Source organism: Escherichia sp. MOD1-EC5950, from assembly GCF_002965345.1.
Taxonomy (GTDB): Bacteria; Pseudomonadota; Gammaproteobacteria; order Enterobacterales; family Enterobacteriaceae; genus Escherichia; species Escherichia marmotae.
Genome location: NZ_PTSR01000045.1, coordinates 1 through 20,009 on the forward strand (window position 1 = coordinate 1; position 20,009 = coordinate 20,009).

Sequence of the window (20,009 nt, forward strand, 5' to 3'; positions counted from 1 at the left end):
AGCAATTTGTGCAGCGGAAAACCAATCCACGGCACCACCATCGACCATGCTTCTACGCAACGCATACGATAAATCCGTTCTTCCAGCGGGAAACGACGAGTCAGTGCATCATGATCGAGGGTTAACGGTTTAGCGACTTCACCGCTGATTTTCAACGTCCACGGATCAGTTTTCAGACTGCCGGCATTGGCCGCTGGATCGGCTTTATCCAGTCCGAACTCATAGAAGTTGTTATAGCCAGAAACTTTATCTTCCGGCGTCAGTGGCAGGTTATTTTGCCAGGCGGCAGGCTTGCTGAATTCTAATGGCTTTCCGGTTGGTGCGGATGGGCGATCGTTCCCTTTAAACCAGCTAAGCACATCCGCATGGGCGGCGTTTGGTAAAGAGAGGGCTGCAGCGCTGATACCTAATGCTTTCAGAACTTGCCGACGTTGCATAAAAAAAGCCGACTCGGCGGTAATATCAGATTCTTTTAATTTCATAATTCATCACGATTTTTTGTTATTTATCAGCAAGAGCTAACCTGTCAGGAAAAGCCTTTCCTGACAGAAGCAGAGATATGCATCTATATATTTATGAATTAACTTCCACGATAGGTTGAATATCCATATTGACTGAGCAATAAAGGCACATGATAATGTTCATTCAGTTTATTAATATGAAATTCAACGGGGATCTCAGGAAAGAAACTTTCAAGATTTTGTTTCTTGAAATAGTCCCCGGTTTTAAATATGACACGATAATCGCCCGTGGTCGCAGTTTGTTCGGGCCACAGCGCCTTAATTCGCCCATCTTTATCTGTTTTAGCGGTATTAATTTGTAACCAATCATTATCCGTTTTCTTTTCAAGAGTGACTGTCACATCGGCAGCAGGTTTTCCTGTTTGCTGGTTCAAAATATGCACGCTAAGAATGTTTTGTTGTGTGGCATAAACCAAAGACGGTAATGAGAATGCAGCCGTTGCCACCGAGAGTAGTAAATAACGCTTTAACATTTTTATATCCTTATCATGTGAATGAGCTTTGAGGATAGCGAAAAAACGTCTGGGTAACCTTACAGCAGAATTACAATTTTGTAATGAACCAGGCTGTTTCTATAATATATGATTTATGGCATATTATTTTCATGAAGATTCTACTTATTGAAGATAATCAAAGAACCCAGGAATGGGTAACGCAAGGGCTTTCAGAAGCGGGTTATGTCATTGATGCCGTTTCTGATGGCAGAGATGGGCTTTATTTTGCGCTGAAGGATGATTATGCATTGATCATTCTGGATATTATGCTTCCTGGTATGGATGGCTGGAAGATCTTACAAACGTTACGAACGGCAAAGCAAACCCCCGTTATTTGCCTTACAGCAAGGGATTCTGTCGATGACAGAGTCAGAGGGCTGGACAGTGGGGCAAATGATTATCTGGTAAAACCCTTTTCATTTTCTGAGTTGCTGGCAAGGGTTCGGGCACAATTAAGGCAACATCACGCCCTGAATTCAACATTAGAAATCAGCGGGTTAAGAATGGACTCTGTCAACCAAAGTGTAAGTAGAAACAATATCAGTATTACTCTGACGCGCAAGGAGTTTCAGTTACTTTGGCTACTGGCCTCCAGAGCTGGCGAAATTATACCCAGAACGGTTATTGCGAGTGAAATTTGGGGAATCAATTTCGATAGTGATACCAATACGGTGGATGTTGCCATTCGCAGGCTCCGCGCAAAAGTTGATGATCCTTTTCCTGAAAAACTAATCACCACAATCCGGGGGATGGGGTATTCATTCGTAGTGGTAAAAAAATAATGAAAAGATTATCTATAACCATCCGTTTAACCTTGCTTTTTATATTACTGCTGTCTGTAGCTGGCGCTGGAATTGTATGGACTCTCTATAATGGCCTGGCAAGTGAGTTGAAATGGCGCGATGATACAACGCTCATTAACCGGACAGCGCAGATCAAGCAGTTGCTAATTGATGGAGTAAATCCAGACACTTTACCAGTGTACTTTAACCGGATGATGGATGTTAGCCAGGATATCTTGATTATTCATGGTGATGGCATCAATAAAATTGTTAACCGAACAAATGTCAGTGATGACATGTTAAATAACATACCTGCGACTGAGACAATCAGCGCACCTGGCATTTACAGAAGTATTATTAATGATACAGAGATAGATGCTTTGCAAATTAATATTAATGAAGTTTCGCCAGTATTAACGGTTACTGTGGCTAAATTGGCTTCAGCAAGACATAACATGCTTGAACAGTATAAAATCAATAGCATTATAATTTGCATTGTCGCCATTATATTGTGCTCGGTACTTAGCCCGCTGTTAATCAGAACGGGATTACGAGAGATCAAAAAGTTAAGTGGTGTAACTGAAGCATTGAATTATAACGATACCCGTGAACCTGTTGAGGTTAGCGCACTACCGAGTGAACTAAAACCTCTTGGACAGGCGCTGAATAAAATGCATCATGCTTTAGTAAAAGATTTTGAACGCCTTAGTCAATTTGCTGACGATCTCGCTCATGAACTTAGAACGCCAATTAATGCATTACTTGGTCAGAATCAGGTCACGCTCAGTCAAACAAGAAGTATCGCTGAATATCAAAAAACAATCGCTGGAAACATTGAAGAGCTGGAAAATATTTCGCGATTAACAGAGAATATACTTTTTCTTGCCAGAGCAGATAAAAACAATGTTTTGGTGAAACTGGATTTGCTTTCTCTCAATAAGGAAGTTGGAAATTTGTTAGACTATCTTGAATATCTCTCAGACGAGAAAGAGATTCGTTTTAAGGTCGAGTGCAATCAGCAAATCTTTGCGGATAAAATTTTACTACAACGAATGTTATCGAATCTTATTGTTAACGCTATTCGATATTCACCGGAAAAATCGCTCATTCATATAACCAGTTTTCTTGATTTCAACGGATATCTTAATATTGATATCGCCAGTCCAGGAAAGAAAATTAATGAGTCGGAAAAAATCTTCCGCAGGTTTTGGCGGGGAGATAACTCGCGTCATTCCGCAGGTCAGGGACTTGGTCTTTCTTTAGTCAAAGCGATTGCCGAATTGCATGGGGGAAGCGCCACATATCACTATATAAATGAAAATAATGTATTTCGAATCGCCTTACCACAAAAATATTAATTTATGACAACAATTTATCTTTTGGGGTTGGCATATATTCTAAATGTGAAGGCGAAAACTGTCGCTGCAGGGGGAAATCTGGCAGGATGACAGTTGGCTGCCTGCTGTATAAGCGCCGTTTATCACTGCCTGGCAGACACTTCAGGCGACGGCGGTTACGTACGACAGTTATTTACCGATTGCTGTCTGACAGTTTTTCTGTCCCTGCCACCGATTATGCTGAGCAGGAACTGGAGCGGAACAGCTATTGCATCAGCAGACCTGCAGCCACCTTCTTTCTGCGCGCCAGCGGTGAATCGATGAACCAGGCTGGCATGTACTTCCCATTGTATCTGATACTGGAGGCAGGTCACTTTCCTGAGTTTTAATGCATCAAAATAAACAGATTAAAACTTAACCGCATGTGATATGTGAAGCACTTTCATTGCAGGGGTAATGGTTATGTCTATAATCAATCACGCAATGAAATTTTTCAGTGGTGCGTCTACCGCCACCGGCTCTGTTTGTGGCTTAAAATCAGTACAACCGTTGTCAAAAATCCGGCTCAACCAAACCATGCCTTGCCCCGGATGTAAGGCTCTGTTTATCTCCCGACGCTAGTCCCAACCAAAACAGTACTCAGAGCCCATACTCTATACTTAAGTTAAATTCCGGCAGCTGCTAAATCCCTGATGCCTGACGCCCATCCTGAGAGAACGTTTCTGAACTGATTTCGCAACTGCTCCTGCGCGATAACGTCGCATCAGAGCAATGCTATGAAAATGAACCCAAGAGCGTGGTTTAACCGCTCACGTATTCTGATGAATGATGCCGAAAACATAACGTTTTCAGCGAACGATCCTGCCGGTGAAAGCTCGCCGCGGTCAGAACTCTTTTCGACCGTCCAGATGGAACGCTACGGCCAGAAGCTGGCGCGGACTCATAAAGTATCACCGGATAAGCATCCTTATTATCTTCTGAAACGGCTTGGCGACAATGAGGCCGTCATTACCCAAAACTGCTATGAGCTTAACGCGGGTAAAAAGACAAGTATCATGCCCGCCGGTGAATGGCTGCTGGACAATTATTATCTGATTGAGGAACAAATCCGCACTGTCCGCCAGCATCTGCCGAAAAGCTTTGGTAAAGGTCTTCCGTCGCTGGTATCGCCGCTGAATTGCCCACGAATTTATCATATTGCGTCAGAGGCAGTTGCTCACGGTGATGGCCGTTGGGATGCCGCCAGCCTGACCAGCTATCTTACTGCCTATCAACAGGTGACACCGCTGACGCTGGGTGAAGTCTGGGCGTTACCGGGAATGCTGCGCCTGGCGCTGATTGAAAATCTTCGTCGTATCAGTATGGAAGTGATAAAAGCACAGCAAGACAGAAACCTTGCCGATACGTGGATAACAAGGATTGTCGAATGCGCAGAGAGTGCGCCTGGTGATTTAATCATGGTGGTTGCCGATATGGCGCGCTCCCGACCTCCGTTAACCAGTGCGTTTGTCGCAGAGCTGGTGCGGCGCCTGCAGGGGCATGGCAACGCGCTGTCGTTACCTCTGACCTGGGTTGATCAGTGCCTTCGGGAACAGGGGATCACCACTGACGTTCTCATACATAGTTTCAATCAGCAGCTTGCCGCCAGCCAGCTGTCCGTCAGTAACAGCATCGCGGGCCTGCGATTAGTGAGTGAAACGGACTGGGCTGATTTCGCCGAAACGATAAGCGTTGTCGAACAGACATTACGCAATGATCCTGCCAGCATCTATCCCCGGATGCACTTCAATACCCGGGATCATTACCGGCACGTAGTTGAGGTTCTGGCCAGAGACAGCGGTCTCAGCGAGCCTGAGGTTGCTGAGAAGGTGCTGGCGCTTTCAGAGGAAAAAGCGCCCGATACACCGGAACATCATGTTGGTTATTATCTTGCGGGCGAAGGTCGACAGGCGCTGGATATTCATCTCCTGGCAGACGCCTCAAGGCTCATACGCTTGCGGCACAGTTTCAACAGAATAACCCTGCTGTCATGGCTTGGCAGCCTGGCGTTGCTGACAACCGCAGCGACCGCAGCAATATTGCACGAAACCGCCATGCAGGGCGCAGAATGGCTATTGATCGCTGTGATATTACCTCTGATTATCGCTTTAACTCAGTTAATGAGCGATTTACTCAGTGATGCAACCACCCGTTTTCGCGTTCCTCGACCCTTGCCGGGGATGGATTTTTCAGCCGGTATTCCCGCTGACAGTGCCACCATGTTAGTCATTCCCTGCATGCTGACCAGCCACGAAAGTTTCAGCCAGCTCCTCACCAGTCTTGAAGTCTGCTGGTTGGGGAATGAAAACGAAAATCTCAGGTTCGCGCTGCTCACTGATTTTGCTGATTCTGAAAATGAACCCTCGCCGGAAAGTCATGCGCTGCTCAGAAAGGCTATCGCCGATACGCAGGCGCTTAATCGCCGCTACCCCTCCAGCCGACCACGTTTTTATCTGTTACATCGTCAGCCTGAATGGAACCCCTCGGAAGGAGCGTGGATGGGCTATGAACGCAAGCGGGGAAAACTGGCGTTACTGAACAGCTGGTTGCGCCATCCCGGAACGCAATTCGTCAGCGTTGCAGAGATGCCTGCCCACCTTTTACCGGGTCACATAAAATACGTCATTACCCTGGACAGCGATACGGTGCTCCCGCGCGATACGGCACACAAACTCGTCGCGACGATGGCGCATCCGCTGAATACTCCTGAGTATGATCCGGTACGCCAGAGGGTTGTCAAAGGATTCGGTATTTTACAGCCCGGTCTTGCGGAGGAGATACCACGCAACGGTCAGGGGCGTTACGCAGCCCTGCGCAGCAGCGTACCGGGCAATAACCCTTATTCGATGATGTCTTCGGATATTTATCAGGATCTCTTTGGGGAAGGCTCGTTTGTGGGCAAAGGGATTTACGAGGTTGATATTTTTATGCAGGCCACTACCAACATCTGCCCGGAAAATCTGGTACTCAGCCACGATCTGCTTGAAGGATGCTATACACGTTCGGGTCTGCTGAGCGAGGTGTTACTGTACGAACAGTACCCTAATAATTATCTGTCGGATGTTGCACGACGTTCACGCTGGATCCGGGGTGACTGGCAACTACTTAACTGGCTAAAACCACGCGTCAGAAAAGCCGATGGAACCCGGGGCAGGAATCCGCTGACCGCGCTTTCTTACTGGAAATTACTCGATAATCTACGTCGCAGTCTGGTCGCCCCCTCCTTACTGGTATTGCTGTTCTTCACTCTGCTTTGGGTACCCAATCCGGTTTACTGGCTGGGCATACTGTTGCTGATATGGCTGTTGCCAGCCATCCTATGCATCACCCATGACCTTCTCCATAAACCTCTGCGCCGCCGCCTGAAGCCGCATCTGTTACTGGTGGGGGCGGGCGCGCTAAAGCGTCTGTCAGGTATCAGCCTTAATTTTGCGATACTGCCGCACGAAGCCGGATATTCGCTGAAAGCGATCGCCGTGACGCTATGGCGACTGGGGATAAGCAGGCGTCACCTCAGCCAGTGGGTCAGCCACAGCCAGGACAGCAGTCAGGCCAGACCCACTGTTGCACGTTTTTATCAGGCGATGTGGCTGAACGTTGCCGGTGGCGTGGCGCTGACAATACTGACCGGACAATTTGCCCCACAGCTGCTGGGGATTGCGTTACCGATCGGTTTGGTATGGTGTGTGGCACCACTGCTGATGAGCTGGCTGAGTCGCCAGCCCGTGCGTAAGGTTTTTTCGCCTAATCAGGAACAAAAACAGCTGTTACGCCAGACAAGCCGTGAAATCTGGGCTTTTTTTGAAACATTTGCCACAGCAAAAGAGAACTGGCTTCCGCCTGATAATTATCAGGAAATACCACAACCGACGGTGGCACACCGAACTTCTCCTACCAATATTGGTCTTTCACTTATGGCTAACCTGACGGCATGGGACTTTGGCTACCTGCCTGGCGGAGAGGTGCTCCGGCGCGTGTCGCTCACGCTCGACACGATGGATAAAATGGAGCACTACCGGGGCCATCTCTACAACTGGTATGACACCCGTACGCTGGCCCCCCTAAGTCCACGCTATATCTCCAGCGTGGACAGCGGCAATATGGCCGGGCATTTATTGACCCTGCGTGCAGGTCTGTCCGCCATGCGTCATCAGCCTGTTTTAAGCAACCAACAGATACTGGCAGGACTGAACGATACGCTGGATATTCTGGAAAAACAGTGGGATAAGAACCCACCTGACAGCCTGAGACTGCTGCGCAAGCATTGCCTGAACGCGGTGTCGCTCTCTCCGCAGGCGCTTTTCAGCGAACTGAAAAGCATGCGCACCCAGTGCAACCATCTGACCAGCGCATGTCATCAGGGATCTCCTCTTCAGATGCGCTGGGCTGGACATCTGGAGCGTCAACTGGTTCAGCTTTGCCATGAGTGGTCTCTGTTGCTTGGCTGGTTGCCTGCATCCTGGAATGAACAGACGCTGCCGACGCTGAGCGAGCTTGCCCGTCCGACATTAACCGGTACAGGAATGGCTCCGGCGTCAGTGGCGGAGCAGGCCCGAATGCGACTCAATATTATCACCGAGCTGGAACAGCGGCTGGATGAGCATGCCCGGATGGATTTCGCCTTTCTGTACAGTGAAGCAACCAGTCTGCTCAGCGTCGGTTATAACTGTGACACCAATATGCCTGACAAGAGCCACTACGATCTCCTGCCGTCTGAAATCCGCCTGACCAGTTTTCTTGCCATTGCGACTAATCAGCTGCCTCTTAAAAGCTGGTACGCGCTGGGTCGATTGTTTACCACGATTGATAATGAAACTGCCCTGATGTCATGGAGCGGATCCATGTTTGAATATCTGATGCCGAATCTGGTGATGCCCACCTGGCCCGGCAGCCTGCTCGATGAAATGAGTCAGTCGGCAGTTATGCGCCAGATTCACTGGGGGAAAGAACGCGGGGTACCATGGGGTGTTTCAGAGTCTGGCTATCATGCTTTTGATGTTCAGCATAATTATCAGTATCAGGCATTTGGCGTACCGGGGCTCGGTCTGCGCAGGGGACTTGCCGATGACATGGTTGTTGCTCCTTACGCCACGCTGCTGGCGCTGATGGTTTCCCCACAGAGAGCCTGTGAGAACCTGTTCAGGCTGCAAAAAAATGGTGCACGCGGAGAATACGGTTTTTATGAAGCGCTGGACTATACCCCTTCACGTCTTGCAACCGGTCAGCTCTATGCGGTGGTACAGTCCTGGATGGCGCATCACCAGGGTATGGCATTTCAGGCGCTGGCTCATGTGCTGCTTGACGCCCCCATGACTGAACGCTTTATGTCCAGCACGGTATTCCGGTCAGCGAGTCTGCTGTTACAGGAGCGCGTGCCGGATGCGGTCGATCTGTACAGTCCGCGCCGTCATTTTGAATCTCATGAGGGCAGGGTCAAACCCGTTCGCTATGAACCCCGTATTTTCTATAGCGTGGATACCCCCGCCCCGGATATTCAACTCCTGTCCAACGGCCATTATCATCTGATGTTGACCGCGGGCGGCGGTGGTTACAGTCGCTGGAATGATATCGCACTGACGCGCTGGCGCAGTGATGCCACCCGTGATAACTGGGGAGCATTCTGCTACATCCGCGATACCCAGACGGGAGATGTGTGGAGCAATACCTGGCAACCAACAGGCTACACCAGCGGACAAGACGAGGAAGTGTTGTTCATCGATGCGGGGGCAGAATTCAGACGCAGCTTCGGGGGACTCAGCCTCAAAACTCAGGTGGTGATCTCTCCGGAGGATGATGTTGAATTGCGACGGCTCACGCTGATCCATCGTGGTCGCAAGCCTCGCTCTCTGGAGCTGACAACCTATGCTGAAGTGGTACTGGCACCTGATGCCAGCGATCTGGCACACCCGGCATTCAGCAATTTGTTTATTCAGACTGAGCTGGCTCCTGAGCGTGACGCTATTCTTTGCCACCGGCGCCCGTGCTCACCGGATGAACCGGCCCCTTGCCTGTTTCACATGATGGTGGTGCACGGCGATAACCGACATAACGTGTCGTTTGAAACGGACAGGGCAAGGTTTATTGGACGTGGCAGAAACCCTGCGAATGCACAGGCAATAGAGGCGGGAGGGATGCTAGGCAACACGTCGGGCTCGGTGCTGGATCCGATACTGGCAATTCGCAACGCCATCATTCTGCAGCCGGGGCAGCCGGTTACGATTGATATCATTTATGGCATCAGCGAGACCCGTCAGCAGAGCCTGGCGTTGCTGGAGAAATATCGCGATTACCCTATCGCCGATCGCGTCTTTGAACTGGCCTGGTCTCACAGTCTGGTGGTATTGCGCCAGATGAACGCCAGTGAAGATGATGCCACGTTGTTCAATAGTCTCGCCAGCGCTGTGCTTTACCCTGTCCAGGAGCTGCGCGCCGAAGGCCAGGCGATCGTCCGCAACCGGCGTGGCCAGTCCGGACTGTGGGGCTGGGCAATTTCAGGGGATCTGCCGATAGTGCTGCTGAGTATAACCAGCGAGGAAAGTATCACCTCAGTGACCACACTGATTCAGGCACACCGTTACTGGAGGCAGAAAGGGCTGGATGTTGATTTGGTTATCCTGAATAACAGTCCCGGCGGCTACCAGCAGGGATTACAAAATCAGATTATGGAGTTAATTTATGCCGGGTCTGAAGCCAGTCTGCTGGATAAAAAGGGTGGGCTTTTTGTCCGCAACGGTGAGCATCTCTCCGCTGAGGATAAGTTGCTTTTGATGAGCGTGGCCTGTCTTTATCTTGATGATCGCGCAGGGGGGATTAATGAGCAGCTTAACCAGCGTATTCATACCCTGAAATCGCCGGCAAGGGCATTCATTCCGCGTGCTGTGCGCGAGCGTAATCAACATACGGACTGGAGCCCTGATACCAGTCAGCTATGCCATTTCAATGGGTACGGTGGATTTTCTCAGGATGGGCGGGAGTATCAGATCGTCCTTCGGGAAAATGCGCTTACACCGGCTCCCTGGTCGAACATACTGGCAAATTCCCGTTTTGGCAGCGTGATTTCAGAGGCAGGGCAGGCCTATACCTGGTATGAGAATGCCCATGAATACCGGTTGACGCCGTGGGAGAACGATCCGGTGAGCGATCGCAGCGGCGAGGCATTTTACCTGCGCGATGAAGAGAGCGGGGAGTGCTGGTCGCCGACGGCTTTACCTGTTCGCGGACACGGTGATTACCTGACCCGCCATGGTTTTGGCTACAGCGTTTTTGCCCATCGTGAGAGTGGTATAGACAGCGAGTTGACGGTCCTGGTTGCTGAAGAAGAGCCAGTTAAACTGGTGCTCCTGACGCTCAGTAACTCTTCGGGGCGGACACGTCAACTATCCGTCACAGGCTATGTAGAGTGGACGCTCGGAGAAACACGAACGCGCTCAGCCCCTCACATTGTGACACATGTGGCCAGAACGCCCGGCGGCTGCGGGGTGCTTGCGAATAACTTTTATGGTGATAATGGTGGCGGCCGAACTGCATTTTTTGCCGTCAGCGGTAATGGCTGTTCTCTGACAGGGGACCGCCGGGAGTTTATTGGCCGTAATGGTTCCCTTCACGCCCCGTCGGCCATGAAACTGCAAAAGCTTTCTGGTAAGACGGGGGCCGGTCTGGATCCCTGCGGAGCGGTGCAATCGGCGGTTACATTAATTGACGGGGACCAGAGGACGTTTATTTTTATCCTCGGCGCAGAGGAGAATGATGTTTGTGCACAGGAGACGCTGGCCCGCTACATGAATGAGGATACGGTCCGCCAGGAGCTGAACCGGATTCATAATCACTGGCACAATGTGCTCGATAAAATCGTAGTTAATACCCCCGACACGTCCGTAAATTTACTGGTTAACGGCTGGCTGTTGTATCAGACGGTAGCCTGTCGTCTTATGGCACGGAGTGGTTACTATCAGTCTGGCGGTGCATTTGGTTTTCGCGATCAGCTGCAGGATACGCTGGCACTGAACCACGCTGCTCCGGACCGGATGCGTGAACAGATAATACTCTGTGCATCACGGCAGTTTATCGAGGGGGATGTGCAGCACTGGTGGCACCCTCCACACGGCAACGGTGTGCGTACCCGCTGTTCCGATGACTATCTTTGGCTTCCGCTTGCTGTTTGCCACTATGTTGAAACGACGGGGGATATGGATGCACTGGAAATACGCATTCCTTATCTGGAGGGATGCCCGCTTCAGCCTGGTGAAGAGTCTGTCTATGACACGCCGGTCATCAGCGGCACCGAAGAGACACTCTGGTTACACTGCGTCAAAGCTATTCACTATGGACTTCGCTTCGGGGAGCATGGCCTGCCGCTGATGGGGGCTGGTGACTGGAATGACGGGATGAACCGGGTGGGTATCGAAGGCAAAGGTGAAAGCGTCTGGCTGGGCTTCTTCCTGTACGACATTTTGCAGCGGTTTGCAGCGCTGGCGGATCGCAGGCTGAATGAAAGCGTCGCCGCGATGTGCCGTTCACAGGCTCTGCGCCTGCAAAGTAATCTCGAAGCCCACGCCTGGGATGGGGAATGGTACCGGCGTGGGTATTTTGACGATGGTACTCCCCTGGGATCGAAAACCTCACAGGACTGCCGGATTGATGCGATTGCGCAGAGCTGGTCTGTATTGTCCGGCGCCGCGAGCCCGGGACGGTGCGCAAAGGCCATGCAGGCGCTGGATAAGCACCTTGTGGATAACGAAGGAGGGCTGATCAAACTGTTAACGCCTCCTTTTGACGGACACGGTCCAAATCCGGGCTACATACAGGGGTACCTGCCCGGTGTGCGGGAAAATGGAGGGCAGTATACGCATGGCGCCATCTGGGCAGTGATGGCCTTTGCCCGAATGGGGAATGCCGAACGAGCCTGGCAACTCTGGTCAATGCTCAACCCTGTAAATCATACCCTGAATGCGGGTCTGGTCGGGATTTATAAAGCTGAGCCTTATGTTATGAGTGCTGATGTCTACAGCGTCGCTCCCCATACCGGACGTGCAGGGTGGAGCTGGTATACCGGTTCCGCAGGCTGGGCCTGGCGTTTACTTACCGAGGAATTACTGGGGATAAAACGTTCCGGCACTGACTTTAGTGTTCATGCCCGGTTTCCGGATGAGTGGTCGTCTTTTTCTATGGCATATCAATATGGTGACAGCCATTATCAGATTAGTGTTTCACGTGGCGATGCAGAATATTGCGTGACGCTGGATGGTGTTCTCCTCCCTGATGACAGAATACCGCTGAAGGATGATGGACAAAACCATACGGTTGAGATCATTCAGAACTGACACTGATCCCGGAAGTGCATTAACGTCTGCCGTTAATGCGCTGATTATCCCTGAGAACATCAATCGCAGTCTGCATGGCGATTTTGTCATCCCGCCTTTTTTGTTTGTCCTGCATGACCTGAAGGTATTCCAGCAAGGTGCGGGTATTAATCGGTCGGCCCTGTTTACCCACAGCCAGCACGGCTTCGCCAAGAATAATTTTCACTGGCGGTAGTTGTGCCGGATACCAGTCGAGGGTGTCATCTGATTTCATCATAAATTTCTAACGGAAGGGTAGTGTATCATAAATCAGACGTTTAATTTTCAATATCTCTTCTTCTGGTTCAGTAATAAATTAACAGAACTTAAACCAGTTATTATTATATTAAAGCGTATAATAATTATTGTATTCCTCAGAGAGCTTTAATTATGTCTTACACAAAAGGACTCAGGCACTTTAAAGAAAGACCTGTTCATGTTGCCTGCCTAGTATGCGCACACAGAGCTGATCAGAAAGCAGGTAAATTAAGAAAAGATGTGCCCTGCCTGCGGACTGTTGTTCAGATCTTCAGAATGCTGGTGTATCGGCAGCTGATCAGCTTCTGCCACTTAACGTAAGTGATGTCGGGAAATGACAACATTTCTCCTGTACTGCAGTTGTCGAGGGTATGATAATGAAATCTAAAAAGTCAGTTTTTATTGAAGGACATATCCTGTCGAACAGCTGTCATGGGCAGGCCGGTCAGCCTTTCTGTATCCACAGGGTCGGTTTTAGTAATGGCAAATATGCAATTATCCGGGAAGCATTAGGCATATGTTTCAAACCTGGCGAAATTATTCAACGAAACGATTGTGAGTGGTTTTATAAACTTACCAAAATTCGGCTTCTTTCTTTTGAGTACCTTGATGATGATGAATCAAGAAGACAATTTCTTGAATATCAATGAGAAGTACTTGATTTTTTGCAGCATAACTTTGCTGGTTTACATTCATTTCTGACTCTCCAAATCGTTTACTCGGTGCGCCGTAAAGCCCCGTCCTTCTGGTCAGGGATATAAGGCGCGGTTTTCCTCCTAACTTTCTTTTGTTTAAAATAGCGGGATGAAATGACTACAGGCACTCAAATGCCGGTTAAGAGCAGATGGTCAACAGGAACGTGAAATGAGGTGCTTCGCGGGCGCGTGTCGTTTCGTTTTCAATCGTGCTCTGGCACGTCAGAATGAGAATCATGAGGCCGGAAATAAATATATTGCCTACACGAAAATGACCTCGTGGCTGGTTGAGTGGAAAAATGCCCATGAAACACAATGGATTAAAGATTCTCCCTCACCGCTATTGCAACAGTCACTGAAAGACCTTGAGCGGGCCTACAAAAATTTCTTTCAGAAGCGGGCTGCTTTTCCCCGATTCAAAAAGCGGGGACAGAATGACGCATTCCGCTATCCACAGGGCGTTAAGCTCGACAAATCGAAATACGTGAGCTGAGGAAAAAGCTACAACGCATTGAAATGGAGAATGAAATATTAAAAAAGGCTATCTTGATGTCAGACTCCCTGAACAGTTCTCGATAATCGGGAAACTCAGAGCGTATTATCCGGTGGTCACACTCTGCCATGTGTTCGGAGTTCATCGCAGCAGCTACAGATAATGGAAAAACCATCCTGAAAAACCAGGCGGCAGACGGGCTGTATTACGCAGTCAGGTACTTGAGCTACATGGCATCAGCCACGGTTCGGCAGGAGCAAGAAGCATCGCCACAATCGCAACCCGGAGAGGCTACCAGATGGGACGCTGGCTTGCTGGCAGGCTCATGAAAGAGCTGGGGCTGGTCAGCTGTCAGCAGCCGACTCACCGGTATAAACGTGGTGGTCATGAACATGTTGCTATCCCTAACTACCTTGAACGACAGTTCGCCGTGAGCGAGCCAAATCAGGTGTGGTGCGGTGATGTGACCTATATCTGGACGGGTAAGAGCTGGACGTACCTCGCCGTTGTTCTCGACCTGTTCGCAAGAAAACCAGTGGGCTGGGCCATGTCGTTCTCGCCGGACAGCAGGCTTACCATGAAAGCGCTGGAAATGGCATGGGAAACCCGTGGTAAGCCCGGCAGGGGGATATTCCACAGCGATAGTAATAATGCCGGTATTAGTTTTTATCATCACTCTGTTTGCTGTTTAACCAGATTGGTGTGATTACTGATGCAGTGAAGACCTTCCCGCATCCTGACTCACACAGCGATCGACCCTTTGTGTCCTGCCCTGGACCTGTCGGTTGCCGGAAGCGCCTTCATGCGAGGCGCCTCCTCACCGATGCGCGTGACTTAAGAAGGGCCTGACGGCTTGTCTCGTTACTGTCCTGTCCGGGTTATCTGTCTGGAGATTCAACTCTGTTTCCTCACAGGTGTCAGCGCCAATGATATAAGACAGTAATGGGGATGCGGATATACCTTCGAGGCTGGAAGTCCTACTTCCGACTGGCACGAACCCCGAAGATATTCAAAGATCTGGATTAGTAGATACGTCACCGACTCCGGTCTATCCAGCTTAAGCACTGGCGCACGGGAACAACTGTCTATAATCGCCTCCGCAGGCGCGGGGCACTGGTGGAGACACAGCGAAGCTGGGCTGAACCGTATACTTACAGTCGACTACTTTGATGCTTTAGGCTCCTCTAGACTCGCATAACCTCAACTTCTCGAACCGCTCGGTGCGAACCCGCATGCCGGGTGGTGTGGCAGGGGGCAGCCTTGTGTTGCCCCCTATGCCGATCGATAAGGTGTGTTCTTCTTATATTTTTGTTTTGTTGCTCTCATTTTAAACAACTTTGCGGTTTTTTGATGTCTTTGCATTTTTTTTGTTGCTTTGCAATAAAATGCAAGATTTAATAAAAACTTGCAAAGCAATGATTAAGGGATGTTCAGAATGAGACTCATGGAAACACTTAATCAGTGCATAAACGCTGGTCATGAAATGACGAAGGCTATCGCTATTGCACAGTTTAATGATGACAGTCCGGAAGCGAGGAAAATCACCCGACGCTGGAGAATAGGCGAAGCAGCGGATTTAGTTGGGGTTTCTTCTCAGGCTATTAGGGATGCTGAGAAAGCAGGCCGGCTACCGCATCCGGATATGGAAATACGAGGGCGGGTTGAGCAACGTGTTGGTTATACAATTGAACAAATTAATCATATGCGTGACGTGTTTGGTACGCGACTGAGACGTGCTGAAGACGTATTTCCGCCGGTGATCGGAGTTGCTGCTCATAAAGGGGGCGTTTACAAAACCTCTGTTTCTGTTCATCTTGCTCAGGATCTGGCTCTGAAGGGACTACGTGTTCTGCTCGTGGAAGGTAACGACCCCCAGGGAACAGCATCGATGTATCACGGCTGGGTGCCAGATCTTCATATTCATGCAGAGGATACTCTCCTTCCCTTCTATCTTGGGGAAAAGGACGATGTCACTTATGCAATAAAGCCGACTTGCTGGCCTGGGCTTGACATTATTCCTTCTTGTTTAGCTCTGCACCGCATTGAAACGGAGTTAATGGGCAAATTTGATGAAGGTAAATTGCCCACCGATCCACACCTGATGCTCCGACTGGCCATTGAAACCGTCGCTCATGACTATGATGTCATTGTCATTGACAGCGCGCCTAACCTGGGTATCGGCACGATTAATGTCGTATGTGCTGCTGATGTGTTGATTGTCCCCACGCCTGCTGAGTTGTTCGACTACACTTCCGCTCTGCAGTTTTTCGATATGCTTCGTGATTTGCTCAAGAGCGTAGATCTTAAAGGGTTCGAGCCTGATGTACGTATTTTGCTTACCAAATACAGTAATAGTAATGGTTCTCAGTCCCCGTGGATGGAGGAGCAAATTCGGGACGCCTGGGGAAGCATGGTTCTAAAAAATGTTGTACGCGAAACGGATGAAGTTGGTAAAGGTCAGATCCGGATGAGAACTGTTTTTGAACAGGCTATTGATCAACGCTCTTCAACAGGTGCCTGGAGAAATGCCCTTTCTATCTGGGAACCTGTCTGCAATGAAATTTTCGATCGTTTGATTAAACCACGCTGGGAGATTAGATAATGAAGCGTGCGCCTGTAATTCCAAAACATACGCTTAAGACTCAACTGGTTGAGGATACTTCGTCATCGGCACCAGCTGCACCGATGGTGGATTCGTTAATTGCGCGCGTAGGAGCTATGGCTCGTGGCAATGCTATTACTTTGCCTGTATGTGGTCGGGACGTGAAATTTACCCTTGAGGTGCTCCGGGGAGATAGTGTTGAGAAGACCTCTCGGGTATGGTCAGGTAATGAACGTGACCAGGAACTGCTTACCGAAGACGCCCTGGATGATCTTATCCCTTCTTTTCTACTGACAGGTCAGCAGACACCAGCATTTGGTCGAAGGGTGTCTGGGGTCATAGAAATTGCCGATGGGAGCCGCCGTCGTAAAGCTGCTGCACTTACAGAAAGTGATTATCGAGTTCTGGTTGGCGAACTGGATGATGAGCAGATGGCTGCATTGTCCAGATTGGGTAACGATTATCGCCCAACAAGTGCTTATGAACGTGGTCAGCGTTATGCAGGCCGATTGCAGAATGAATTTGCTGGAAATATTTCTGCGCTGGCTGATGCGGAAAATATTTCACGTAAGGTTATTACCCGCTGTATCAACACAGCTAAACTGCCTAAATCAGTTGTTGCTCTTTTTTCTCATCCCGGTGAACTATCTGCCCGGTCAGGTGATGCCCTTCAAAGAGCTTTTATAGATAAAGAAGAATTACTTAAGCAGCAGGCATCTAACCTTCACGAGCAGAAAAAAGCTGGAGTGATATTTGAAGCTGAAGAAGTCATCACTCTTTTAACGTCTGTGCTTAAAACGTCATCTGCCTCAAGAACTAGCTTAAGCTCACGACATCAGTTTGCTCCTGGAGCGACAGTGTTGTACAAGGGCGATAAAATGGTGCTAAACCTAGATAGATCTCGTGTTCCAACTGAGTGTATAGAGAAAATTGAAGCCATTCTTAAGGAACTTGAAAAAACGGCACTTTGATGCGGCACGTTTTAGTCTACATATGTCTGTTTTTACTTGATTTTCTTTAGAACAGGTTAGAAAACATAACTAACTGGTCTGAATATTATATCTGGGAGCACGGTCGCACTCGTATCGTCGGTCTGATAACCAGTCTGGGACCACGGTCCCACACGTATTATCGGACTGATTATCAGTCTGGGACCACGGTCTCACTCGTATTGTCGGTCTGATAATCAGTCTGGGAGCACGGTCCCACTCGTATTGTCGGTCTGATAATCAGTCTGGGAGCACGGTCGCACTCGTATTGTCGACCTGATTATCGGTCTGGGAGCACGGTCTTACTCGTATCGTCGATCTGATTATCGGTCTGGGACCACGGTCCCACTTGTATTGTCGATCAGATTATCAGCGTGAGACTACAATTCCATTAATGCCTGTCAAGAACAACTATTGACATATCGTTTCAACCCGTAGAACGGAGTAGTCTCGGCGTGCGGCTGTATGGCTACTGTGTCCTGCTTATCCACAGCATTTTGCGCACAGTTCTGTGGACAAAATACTTGGTTACCCAGGCCGTGCCGGCACGTTAACCGGCTGCATCCGATGCAAGTGTGTCGCTGTCGCCGGCCTCCTCACCCGGTCACGCTTCGTCGTTCCTTCTCCACGCGCTGCGGCTTCGGGGCCGCACCTGCATTCGTATGCGGTCGCCCGGTTACAGGTGCGGCACGGCCTGATGGAGGCCGCATGTGAGAGGAGAATTCCCATGCCAAACTGGTGTGCCAACGTGCGACATGAAGTCGCCTGAATAATTGTTCCAGCGGAGTTCGTTTCCGTCAGGGAACCTGATGTTCCGTCATCAGTAGCCTACTGACACATGCGTCACTGGTAACGGTGGGGTGTGAAGCTGTCAGGACAATGAAACCGGATCTTCGGATCGCATGAGACCGTGAGGTTACATGTAATCTGCCAGCATCAGGCGGAGGAGGTCTAGGCTCGGTAGCATGACTAACATATGTGAACTGCTGAAGCGTCGTTAACCAGAACAAGCCAAAGATGCTGACAGGCTTGAACCAAAAGGTACGTGGTCGGTTACTCCTCTGTTGGATAGGGGTACACGGACAATAAACCACCGGTGTTGTGAGCAGAGTCTAACCTACTGTTGTTATTCAGGTGGAACATGGTAAGCCCGTATCGCTGCCTCGTGAGGCAGGTTAACCGCAAGGGATACTGTTGGCGGTGCGGGTAAAAGAAGGTGGAAAAAGCGAATGCCAGTCTGTAATGGACCGGATAAGGGTTGAGCCCGGCAACATTACCCTACGCGAAAGCGGGCAGACTTCCACTGGGTCTTTCATTACGAGAGAGTTTGAGTAATCTTCCAGAAAGGAAAAGCAGATGACTGAGCAGGCTACGACCTGTAAAGGTGCGTCCTTACTTAACGGTGACTCCTGGCACAGTATCAACTGGCGTCAGTGCTATCGGGAAGTGCGGAGACTGCAAGCGCGTATCGTAAAGGCAACACGAGAAGGTAAACATGGCAAGGTCAAATCCTTGCAATGGATACTGACTCACTCGTTTAGTGGCAGAGCAGTTGCTGTCAGACGAGTTACAGAGAATAGCGGGAAACGTACTCCTGGGGTTGATGGTCAGACATGGTCTTCCCCGGAGGTTAAATTTCTTGCTATTAACCTGCTGAAACGGCGTGGTTACAAACCACAGCCACTTAAGCGGGTTTATATACCTAAGTCAAATGGGAAGTCTCGTCCCCTTGGAATACCCACTATGAAGGATCGGGCGATGCAGGCGTTGTATTTGCTGGCTCTTGAGCCCGTTGCTGAAGTCACTGCTGACCAGAGATCCTTCGGCTTTCGGACTGGAAGGTCTACTGCAGATGCGATAGCACAGTGCTTCTGTGTTCTTGCGCAGAAAACATCCGCTGAATGGGTGCTTGAGGGGGATATACGGGGATGCTTTGACAATATATCTCATCAATGGCTAATCGATAACACCTCAACAGACAGACAAATCCTGACAAAGTGGCTTAAAGCGGGTTACAGGGAAAATGGGCAGTTATTCCCTGTAAATTCAGGAACTCCTCAGGGGGGAATAATTTCTCCTGTACTGGCTAACATTGCTCTGGATGGACTGGAGACGCTTCTTGCGTCGGAGTTTAAAAAGAGAACAGTCAGGGGACGACTGGTTAACCCGAAAGTTAACTATGTGAGATATGCTGATGATTTTATTATCACTGGAGAGTCAAAAGAACTTCTTGAGTCTCAGGTATTACCCGTCGTCAGGCGGTTTATGGCTGAAAGAGGATTAATGCTTTCTCCTGAAAAGACGAAAATCACACATATCGAGGAAGGATTTGATTTTCTTGATCGATAGGAATTTAAACCCTAAAAAGATTAAAAAAACACCCAAAAACGGATGTTTATTCAACACTGCCTGCGTGCCATGAGTGCACCGCCGTCAATTAAATGGACTGCATTGATTGATA

At 49.4% G+C, this 20,009-nt stretch carries 11 protein-coding genes and 4 pseudogenes; 12 read left to right on the top strand and 3 right to left on the bottom strand.

Going from position 1 to position 20,009, the window contains the following annotated elements; all coding sequences use genetic code 11:
• Both BEA93_RS22845 and hiuH read right to left on the bottom strand, forming a co-directional pair.
• Nucleotides 1–482: molybdopterin-dependent oxidoreductase (locus BEA93_RS22845; RefSeq protein ID WP_157945146.1), on the bottom strand; the 482-nt coding region annotated here is incomplete at its 3' end.
• Nucleotides 483–580: 98 nt separating this feature from the next.
• Entirely contained in the window at nt 581–994 is a 414-nt protein-coding gene (hiuH, locus tag BEA93_RS22850) for a hydroxyisourate hydrolase (RefSeq protein WP_105225108.1), read from the bottom strand.
• Between the two features lie 131 nt (nt 995–1,125).
• Between hiuH and hprR the strand changes: the two genes are divergently transcribed.
• From hprR to BEA93_RS22870, 5 genes and pseudogenes are all read left to right on the top strand, one after another.
• The gene (gene hprR / locus BEA93_RS22855; protein WP_024188661.1) at nt 1,126–1,797 is read left to right on the top strand and encodes a response regulator transcription factor HprR; all 672 of its coding nucleotides are present in this window, start codon (nt 1,126–1,128) and stop codon (nt 1,795–1,797) included.
• A complete protein-coding gene (gene hprS, locus BEA93_RS22860; protein ID WP_105225109.1) occupies nt 1,797–3,155 on the top strand; it encodes a two-component system sensor histidine kinase HprS in 1,359 nt (452 codons plus the stop codon). The genes hprR and hprS overlap by 1 nt, the downstream gene beginning before the upstream one ends.
• A gap of 108 nt (nt 3,156–3,263) precedes the next feature.
• Nucleotides 3,264–3,517, top strand: a pseudogene (locus BEA93_RS25850) (peptidase); the annotation flags it as partial.
• A gap of 79 nt (nt 3,518–3,596) precedes the next feature.
• Nucleotides 3,597–3,755 carry a YnfU family zinc-binding protein gene (locus tag BEA93_RS25855; RefSeq protein WP_213079158.1) on the top strand — a complete coding sequence of 53 codons (159 nt, stop codon included), beginning with the start codon at nt 3,597–3,599 and terminating at the stop codon, nt 3,753–3,755.
• 155 nt (nt 3,756–3,910) lie between these two features.
• The gene (locus tag BEA93_RS22870; RefSeq protein ID WP_105225110.1) at nt 3,911–12,493 is read left to right on the top strand and encodes a GH36-type glycosyl hydrolase domain-containing protein; all 8,583 of its coding nucleotides are present in this window, start codon (nt 3,911–3,913) and stop codon (nt 12,491–12,493) included.
• A 19-nt stretch (nt 12,494–12,512) separates the two neighbouring features.
• Here the strand turns inward: BEA93_RS22870 and BEA93_RS22875 are convergent, their stop codons facing one another.
• Complete coding sequence (locus tag BEA93_RS22875; protein ID WP_024193537.1) at nt 12,513–12,746, bottom strand: hypothetical protein; 234 nt, start codon at nt 12,744–12,746, stop codon at nt 12,513–12,515.
• 400 nt (nt 12,747–13,146) lie between these two features.
• Here BEA93_RS22875 and BEA93_RS25390 point away from each other — a divergent pair, with 400 nt between their 5' ends.
• The 7 genes and pseudogenes from BEA93_RS25390 to BEA93_RS22925 form a co-directional block, all read left to right on the top strand.
• Nucleotides 13,147–13,419, top strand: coding sequence for a hypothetical protein (locus BEA93_RS25390; protein WP_016233085.1), 273 nt, complete (start codon nt 13,147–13,149; stop codon nt 13,417–13,419).
• A 163-nt stretch (nt 13,420–13,582) separates the two neighbouring features.
• Nucleotides 13,583–13,939 (top strand): annotated as a pseudogene (locus tag BEA93_RS22885) (helix-turn-helix domain-containing protein); the annotation flags it as partial.
• Nucleotides 13,936–14,609, top strand: a pseudogene (locus tag BEA93_RS22890) (IS3 family transposase); the annotation flags it as partial. The pseudogenes BEA93_RS22885 and BEA93_RS22890, both read left to right, overlap by 4 nt.
• Nucleotides 14,610–14,905: 296 nt before the next feature.
• Nucleotides 14,906–14,983, top strand: coding sequence for a group II intron maturase-specific domain-containing protein (locus tag BEA93_RS25860; protein WP_236942079.1), 78 nt, complete (start codon nt 14,906–14,908; stop codon nt 14,981–14,983).
• Between the two features lie 409 nt (nt 14,984–15,392).
• Entirely contained in the window at nt 15,393–16,559 is a 1,167-nt protein-coding gene (sopA, locus tag BEA93_RS22900) for a plasmid-partitioning protein SopA (protein ID WP_105225111.1), read from the top strand.
• Complete coding sequence (locus BEA93_RS22905; protein ID WP_105225112.1) at nt 16,559–17,530, top strand: ParB/RepB/Spo0J family plasmid partition protein; 972 nt, start codon at nt 16,559–16,561, stop codon at nt 17,528–17,530. The genes sopA and BEA93_RS22905 overlap by 1 nt, the downstream gene beginning before the upstream one ends.
• 1,374 nt (nt 17,531–18,904) lie before the next feature.
• A pseudogene (locus BEA93_RS22925) lies at nt 18,905–19,888 on the top strand (group II intron reverse transcriptase/maturase); the annotation flags it as partial.
• Nucleotides 19,889–20,009: the final 121 nt, after the last annotated feature.

What these genes read in the sequence shown, in the direction of transcription:
- hiuH (WP_105225108.1), bottom strand. Translation starts at nt 994, where the DNA reads ATGTTAAAGCGTTATTTACTACTCTCGGTGGCAACGGCTGCATTCTCA.
- hprR (WP_024188661.1), top strand. Translation starts at nt 1,126, where the DNA reads ATGAAGATTCTACTTATTGAAGATAATCAAAGAACCCAGGAATGGGTA.
- hprS (WP_105225109.1), top strand. Translation starts at nt 1,797, where the DNA reads ATGAAAAGATTATCTATAACCATCCGTTTAACCTTGCTTTTTATATTA.
- BEA93_RS25855 (WP_213079158.1), top strand. Translation starts at nt 3,597, where the DNA reads ATGTCTATAATCAATCACGCAATGAAATTTTTCAGTGGTGCGTCTACC.
- BEA93_RS22870 (WP_105225110.1), top strand. Translation starts at nt 3,911, where the DNA reads ATGAAAATGAACCCAAGAGCGTGGTTTAACCGCTCACGTATTCTGATG.
- BEA93_RS22875 (WP_024193537.1), bottom strand. Translation starts at nt 12,746, where the DNA reads ATGAAATCAGATGACACCCTCGACTGGTATCCGGCACAACTACCGCCA.
- BEA93_RS25390 (WP_016233085.1), top strand. Translation starts at nt 13,147, where the DNA reads ATGAAATCTAAAAAGTCAGTTTTTATTGAAGGACATATCCTGTCGAAC.
- BEA93_RS25860 (WP_236942079.1), top strand. Translation starts at nt 14,906, where the DNA reads ATGCGGATATACCTTCGAGGCTGGAAGTCCTACTTCCGACTGGCACGA.
- sopA (WP_105225111.1), top strand. Translation starts at nt 15,393, where the DNA reads ATGAGACTCATGGAAACACTTAATCAGTGCATAAACGCTGGTCATGAA.
- BEA93_RS22905 (WP_105225112.1), top strand. Translation starts at nt 16,559, where the DNA reads ATGAAGCGTGCGCCTGTAATTCCAAAACATACGCTTAAGACTCAACTG.